This window comes from Pseudonocardia pini (genome assembly GCF_013870575.1).
Lineage (GTDB): Bacteria > Actinomycetota > Actinomycetes > Mycobacteriales > Pseudonocardiaceae > Pseudonocardia > Pseudonocardia pini.
In genome coordinates, this window is sequence record NZ_JACBXB010000263.1 from 1 (window position 1) to 6,846 (window position 6,846).

The 6,846-nt window shown below is 72.3% G+C and carries 7 protein-coding genes; all 7 read left to right on the forward strand.

Features of this window, described 5'->3' with window-relative positions:
* A partial coding sequence (locus H5J29_RS16180; RefSeq protein WP_181781793.1) for an SDR family NAD(P)-dependent oxidoreductase occupies positions 1–607 on the forward strand: 607 nt, incomplete at its 5' end.
* 358 nt (positions 608–965) lie between these two features.
* Positions 966–2,543 carry an ABC transporter substrate-binding protein gene (locus H5J29_RS16185; RefSeq protein ID WP_181781794.1) on the forward strand — a complete coding sequence of 526 codons (1,578 nt, stop codon included), beginning with the start codon at positions 966–968 and terminating at the stop codon, positions 2,541–2,543.
* Between the two features lie 28 nt (positions 2,544–2,571).
* Positions 2,572–3,519, forward strand: a complete 948-nt coding sequence (locus H5J29_RS16190) for an ABC transporter permease (protein ID WP_181781795.1) — start codon at positions 2,572–2,574, stop codon at positions 3,517–3,519.
* A complete protein-coding gene (locus H5J29_RS16195; protein ID WP_181781796.1) occupies positions 3,516–4,412 on the forward strand; it encodes an ABC transporter permease in 897 nt (298 codons plus the stop codon). The genes H5J29_RS16190 and H5J29_RS16195 overlap by 4 nt, the downstream gene beginning before the upstream one ends.
* Positions 4,409–5,449 (forward strand): ABC transporter ATP-binding protein, encoded by a 1,041-nt coding sequence (locus H5J29_RS16200; RefSeq protein ID WP_181781797.1) that lies wholly within the window; start codon positions 4,409–4,411, stop codon positions 5,447–5,449. Before H5J29_RS16195 ends, H5J29_RS16200 begins: the two co-directional genes overlap by 4 nt.
* A gap of 52 nt (positions 5,450–5,501) precedes the next feature.
* Positions 5,502–6,356 carry an ATP-binding cassette domain-containing protein gene (locus H5J29_RS16205; protein WP_312858263.1) on the forward strand — a complete coding sequence of 285 codons (855 nt, stop codon included), beginning with the start codon at positions 5,502–5,504 and terminating at the stop codon, positions 6,354–6,356.
* 129 nt (positions 6,357–6,485) lie between these two features.
* Positions 6,486–6,846, forward strand: a 361-nt coding sequence (locus tag H5J29_RS16210; protein WP_181781799.1) for an alcohol dehydrogenase catalytic domain-containing protein, incomplete at its 3' end; no start/stop codon positions are given.

The following is a 6,846-nucleotide window of genomic DNA, read 5'->3' on the forward strand; positions in this document are numbered from 1 at the left end:
CGACGTGACCTCGGAGGAGGACCTCGCGGCGCTCGCCGGGACGGTCCGCACCGTGCTCGGCAGGCTCGACGTGCTGCACCTCAACGTGGGTCTCATGATCGGCGGTCCGACCGCGGAGCTCGCGCCGGAGCGCTGGCGGGCCGCCCTGGACGTCAACCTCACCGGCTTGTGGCTGACCTGTCGCGAGCTGCTCCCCGTGCTGCGGGAGCAGGGGGGCGGGGCCGTGGTGGCGGTGTCGTCGCTGGCGAGCTTCGGCGCGGGGCACGCGAACATCGCGTACACGACCTCGAAGGCGGCCCTGAACTCGATGTGCCGGTCGTTGGCGCTCGAGTACGCGCCGCACGGGGTGCGGATCAACGTGGTCGCGCCGGGGATGGTGGACACGCCGATGGCGGTCGACGCCGTCGTGCGACGGACCGGAACGCCGCGCGCGGAGGTCGTCGCGGCCCGCGAGGCGCTGATCCCGATGGGGCACCAGGGAACCGCGTGGGACATCGCGAACGCGGCACTCTTCCTGGCCTCGGACGAGGCCGCGTTCGTGACCGGTGTCGTGCTGCCCGTCGACGGCGGGAGCTCCCTGGGCATCCCGTCCCCGACCCACCGCTGATCCCAGTAGAGGATCCTCTTCCGTCGGACCTGGCCTCGGTGCCGGGCGTTCGGCGTGGTCGTCGACCCTCTCGGACCGGGTCGCCGCCGAGATCTGCTGTGGTCCTTGACACGGAAGGCTTTTCAGAGCACTCTTTTACCGGACCGTGAGATCGAGGTCGAAACCGGGCGTCCCGCCTGCGTCGCCGTCCTCGCCCCACGCACCTCGGCCGCACCGGCCGGACCGCACGAGCCCGAACGAGACGTACGAGAGAGCGCTGCACCTCGAGCGCCCCCGCCCGACCGCGACCGACCCGCCCGATGCGCGAGCCCCGATGGGGAGCCGCGCCGGATCGGCGTGCCTCCTGAAAGGACTCACCGTGGAGTTCCGACGTCCCGCACGACCCCGCAGAGCCTGGCGGACGGTCGTCGTCGCCGTGCTGGCCGCGGCGCTCCTGGCCGCGTGTGGCGGTGGCGGCGGTGGTGCCGTCGCCGCGGGCCCGCCGGACACCGCCGCCACCCTGCGTGCGGGCTGGACCGTGGGCCCGACCCACCTCGACCCGCACATGGCGCAGTCCGAGGTGGCCTGGTTCCGCTTCGGCTTCACCTCCTTCTACGACCGGCTCTTCACCGTGACGGCGGCGGGCGAGGCGAAGGGGATGCTGGTCGAGGCCTTCGACTACACCCCCGACGGGCTCGGCCTGAACCTGACGCTGCGCCAGGGCGTCACGTTCCGGGACGGCAAGGCGCTCGACGCCGCCGTCGTCAAGACGAACCTCGACCGGGCGCGCACGCTGCAGAGCCCGGTGGTGAAGAACCGGATGGCCGCGGTCACGGACGTGACGGTCACCGGTCCGTACACCCTCACGCTCACGCTGAACCGGCCGACGCCCGCCATGCCGTACGTGCTCGCCGAGATGGCGGGCTTCATCATGCACCCCGACCTGATCGCGAACGGCGACCCGGCGACCCAGGTCAACGGCTCCGGTGCGTACTCGGTCGAGTCCTTCACCCCCGGCCAGACCCTCGTGCTGGTCCGCGACCGCGACGACTACTGGGACGCCGACGCGGCGAAGGTCGCGAAGATCGAACACCGGGTGATCGGTGACTTCCAGGCCTTCTCCAACGCGCTCGCGGGCGGTCAGATCGACATCGGGCAGTTCCAGCCGAACAACGTCGCCTCGATCGAGGGCAGGCGCGGTCTGGCCACCGTCCCGGTCCCGCAGGGCATCAGCACGGACTTCATGTTCAACCGGAACATCGCCCCGATGAACGACGTGAACGTCCGCAAGGCGATCAACCTGGCGTTGGACCGCGAGGCGATCACCCAGGCGCTCTACCCGGGCTCCCAGGCCAAGTACCAGTACTACCGCGAGGGCCTGCCCGGCTACGACCCCGCGATCCGGCCCACGCCGCGCGACGTCGAGGGCGCCAAGGCCCAGCTGGCGCAGTCCGGTCTGTCCGGCGGGGTGGACCTGGGCGAGATCCTGGTGTCGACCGCGGTGACCAAGGGGCTGATCGAGGTGATCCAGCAGCAGCTGCTGGAGGCGGGGATCCGGTTCACCCCGGTCACCGTCGACGCGATCCAGATCTTCTCCCGCTACGCCGAGGGCACGAGCGCGGGCCTGGTCCAGTTCTCCCAGACGGGCACCGAGCCCAGCGCGGGCGCGAGCGCCGTGTGGGGTCGTCAGCTCAACCCGGCGGGCACCACGCCGGAGTTCGACGCCCTGCTGGCCGCCGCGGCGGACAACCGGAAGACACCGGAGGAGCGCAGCGTCGGCTACCAGGCCTTCCAGCACTACCTGCTCGACGAGGCGTGGTCCGCACCGATCACGTTCGTCACCTACCCCTGGGTGATGACCGAGCGGCTCGGCGGGTTCAGCGCGCAGATGGACTACGCGACGACGGTCGGGCCCTACGACTTCCGGTACCTGACCATGGCGGCCGCGTCCTCCTGACGTCCGGAGGAGCCCTGAGGAGGCGACGATGCTCCGCTTCGTACTGACCCGCGTGCTGACCGTGGTGCCGCTGCTCCTGCTGCTCACCCTGGTCGTGTTCCTGCTGGTCGAGATCTCACCGGGCGACCCGGCGGCGATCATCGCGGGCCCCGAGGCCTCGCCCGAGGCGATCGCGGCCATCCGGGCCGACCTCGGCCTTGACCAGCCCTTCTGGGAACGCTACTTCTCCTACCTGGGGGGCGCGGTCCAGGGCGACCTCGGGACGTCGTACGCGACGAACGAGCCGGTCACCGAGGTGATCGGCCGGGCCCTGCCCCGGACCGCGACCATCGCCGTGTTCGCCATGCTCCTCGCGGTGGTCGCCAGCATCCCCCTGGGGGCGCTGGCGGCCCTGCGCCGCAACGGGATCGTCGACCGGGTGATCACCGGCGGCTCCGTCGTGCTGATGGCGGTGCCGCCGTTCGTCCTGGCGGCCGTGCTGGTCGGGGCGTTCGCCCTGGGCGGGACGCAGTTCTTCCCGCCCACCGGCTACGCGCCCCTGTCCGACGGGTTCGACGAGTGGCTGCTCTTCGCCACCCTCCCGGCCATCGCGATCGCCACGATCAGCTTCGCGGAGCTGACCCGGCAGGCCCGCGGCTCGCTGATCGACGCGCTCGAGGAGGACTACGTCCGCACCGCGCGCGCCAAGGGGATGTCCCGGCTGTTCGTGGTGGGCAAGCACGCGGCCAAGAACGCGGCGGTGCCGTACGTGACCGTGCTCGGCCTGAACGTGGGCCGGGTCGTGGGCGCGGCGGTGATCGTCGAGGCCATCTTCAACATCCAGGGCTTCGGCCAGCTCGGCGTGAACGCCGTGCTGGGCCGGGACCTGCCGACCATGCAGGGGGTGGTGCTGGTGAGCGGCCTGATCGTGCTCGTCGTGAACCTCGCCGTCGACATCTCCTACGGCTACTTCAACCCGCGGGTGCGTGCCGCGTGAGCGCCCCGGTGGCCGACCGGCCCGCGGCGGCGCCCGCCGCGCGGCGCGGGTACCGACCCGGCCGGGTGGCGCAGCGCTTCCTGCGGGACCGCACCGGGATGTTCTTCCTCGGCGTGCTGGTCCTGCTGGTGCTCGTCGCGCTGGTCTCGCAATTCTGGACGCCGTACGACCCGGACGCGCAGGACCTGCTGGCGCGGCTCGAGGGCCCGTCGGCCGCGCACCTGCTCGGCACGGACAACATCGGCCGCGACATCCTGTCCCGGTTGATGGTCGCGACGTGGACCGCGCTGACCTCCAGCGGCCTGGCCGTGGGCCTGGCCATCGTCGTCGGGGTGCCGCTGGGCCTGCTGGCCGGGTACGCCGAGGGCGTGCTCGACGGGCTGCTGAGCCGGATCTGCGACGTCCTGCTGTCGCTGCCGCCGCTGCTGTTCGCGGTCGCGATCGTGGGTGCCCTCGGACCGAGCCTGACCAACGCCATGATCGCGATCGGCGTGCTGCTGATGCCGCGGTTCTACCGGCTGACCCGGATCAGCACCCGGGAGGTCAAGCACGAGGACTACGTGGAGGCGGCGCGGGCGTCGGGAACCGGGCCGCTGCGCATCATGCGGACCCACGTGCTGCCCAACATCGCCTCTCCGCTGCTGATCCAGACGTCGTTCGCCGCGGCCGTCGCGATCGTCTCCGAGTCAGGGCTGAGCTTCCTCGGTCTCGGCGCCCAGGCGCCCACGGCGAGCTGGGGCTCGATGGTCAAGGAGGGCTTCGACCGGATCGCCGAGGACCCCTGGAGCATGTACCCGCCCGCGATCATGATCGTCGTGGCGATCCTGGCGCTGTCGCTGCTCGGCGACAGCCTGCGGGACGCCGTCGGCAGGCAGACCGGAGGACGTCGATGACCCTCGCCCAGGAGCTGTCGGGTCCCGCGGCGGGCACCGGCGACCCGGTCCTGGAGGTCTCCGGGATGTCGGTCGACATCCGGATCGACCGGGACTGGGTCCGGATCGTGGAGGACGTGTCGCTCACCGTCCGGCCCGGCGAGACGGTGGGGCTGGTGGGGGAGTCCGGCTCGGGCAAGACCGTCACCTCGCTGGCGATCATGCACCTGCTGCCGCCCAACGCCCGGATCCACGGGAGCGTCAGGGTCAACGGCCGCGAGCTCGTCGGGCTGCGGGGGCGCGAGCTGGACCGCATCCGCGGGCCCGAGATGGCGATGATCTTCCAGGAGCCCCGGCGCAGCCTGAACCCGGCGTTCACCGTCGGTGACCAGGTCGCCGAGTCCGTCCGACGGCATCGTCGCACCGACCGCCGGACGGCGTGGCGCCGCGCCGTCGAGCTGTTCGACCTGGTCGGCATCCCGGACCCCGGGCGGCGGGCGAGCGCGTACCCGCACGAGTTCTCGGGCGGCATGTGCCAGCGCGTGATGTTGGCGATGGCGCTGGCCTGCGAGCCGCAGCTGCTGATCGCGGACGAGCCGACCACCGCACTCGACGTGACGGTGCAGCGCCAGGTGCTCGCGCTGATCGGTGAGGTGCAGGAGCGGCTCGGCCTCGGCGTCCTGCTGATCACCCACGACCTCGGGGTCGTCGCGGAGGTCTGCGACCGGGCCGCCGTGATGTACGCCGGGCGGATCTCCGAACAGGGCCCGGTCACCGACCTGTTCGACCGGACCGCGCACCCGTACACCGCGGGCCTGCTGCACGCGATGCCCGACCCGGTCCGGCACGCCGACCGGATGGGCTCCATCCCGGGCATGGTCCCGCCGCCCGACCAGTTCGTGGACGGCTGCCGTTTCGCCCCGCGCTGCCCGTTCGCCGCGGACGAGTGCGCCGCGCCGGGGATCGCGCTGCGCGACGTCTCCGTGGGCGCGCACGAGCACACGGTCCGCTGCGCGCGCAGCGGGGAGATCCGGCCGGCGGAGGCCTTCCATGACTGAGTCCTTCCCGAGCCGGCCGTCCCCGAGCCCCACCACCACGATCGGCAGAACCGTGACGACGCCACGTCCCCAGCCGGAGACCCGCACCGCCGCGCTGCGGGTGCGCGGGCTCCGCAAGAGCTACCCGGCGGGCCGCGACCTGCTGGGCCGCGTCACCCGCACCAACGACGCCGTGCGCGGCGTCGACCTGGACGTCGCCGCGGGGGAGACGCTGGCCCTGGTCGGCGAGTCCGGGGCGGGCAAGTCCACCGTCGGACGCCTGGTGCTGCGGCTGATCGAGCCGGACGAGGGCGAGATCAGCGTGCTCGGCCAGGACGTGCGGGCCCTGCGCGGCGCTGCGCTGAACCGCCTGCGCGGCACCGCCACGATGATCTTCCAGGACCCGTACAAGTCCCTCGACCCGCGTCGGCTCGTCCGGCAGTCGCTCGCCGAGCCGCTGCTCGCGCAGGGCCGCAAGGCCGAGGCCCGGGACCGGGAGCACCTGACCAGGCTGCTCCAGCGCGTGGGTCTGCGCCCGGACTACCTCGACCGCTACCCCTACGAGATGTCCGGCGGCCAGCTGCAGCGCGTGGCGGTCGCCAGGGCGTTGGCCTCGGGCCCGCAGCTCGTGGTGTGCGACGAGCCGGTGGCCGCGCTGGACATGTCGATCCGGGCCACGGTGATCAACCTGCTGCGCGACCTGCAGCGCGAGAGCGACCTCGGCTACCTCTTCGTCTCCCACGACCTGTCGCTGGTGCGGGTGATCGCCGACCGGATCGCCGTCATGCGGCAGGGGGAGATCGTGGAGGTCAAGGCGGCGGACGAGCTGTTCTCCGACCCGGAGCACGAGTACACCCGACAGCTGTTGGCCGCGATCCCGGCGGCGCACCCGAAGGGGCGCACCTTCCGGGCCAGGCCGCCGGTGTGACGCATGCATGACCGAGTAGCCCATCGCGCGGGCCCTAGCCGACGCGCGGATCACCGGCATCCACGGCGGGACGACCGGGATCATGAAAGTGGTCGTGGACCTGGGCCTGTCGTGGGCGAGGATGGACCGATGAGAGCAGTGCGCAACACCGCGGAGGGCATCGTCGCCGTCCGCCTCCCCGAACCCGTGCCCACCGCGGAGGGGGTGGTCGTGACCGTCACCTCGGCCGGCATCTGCGGCAGCGACCTGCACGCGGTCGCCGCCGGTCCGGTGGGGGTGACGTTGGGCCACGAGTTCGGCGGCACCCTGTCCGACGGCCGGCTGGTCGCCGTCCGTCCGCACCGCTCGTGCGGCACCTGCGTGCACTGCACCGGCGGCAACGAGCACCTGTGCAGCGCCGTCTACGACCACTTCCACGGGTCCAGCATCGACGGCGGGCTCGCCGAGCAGGTGCTCGTGCACCCGGACTGCCTCGTGGACGTGCCCGCCG

Coding starts and splice junctions, on each gene's coding strand:
- H5J29_RS16190 (WP_181781795.1), top strand. CDS start 2,572: ATGCTCCGCTTCGTACTGACCCGCGTGCTGACCGTGGTGCCGCTGCTC.
- H5J29_RS16200 (WP_181781797.1), top strand. CDS start 4,409: ATGACCCTCGCCCAGGAGCTGTCGGGTCCCGCGGCGGGCACCGGCGAC.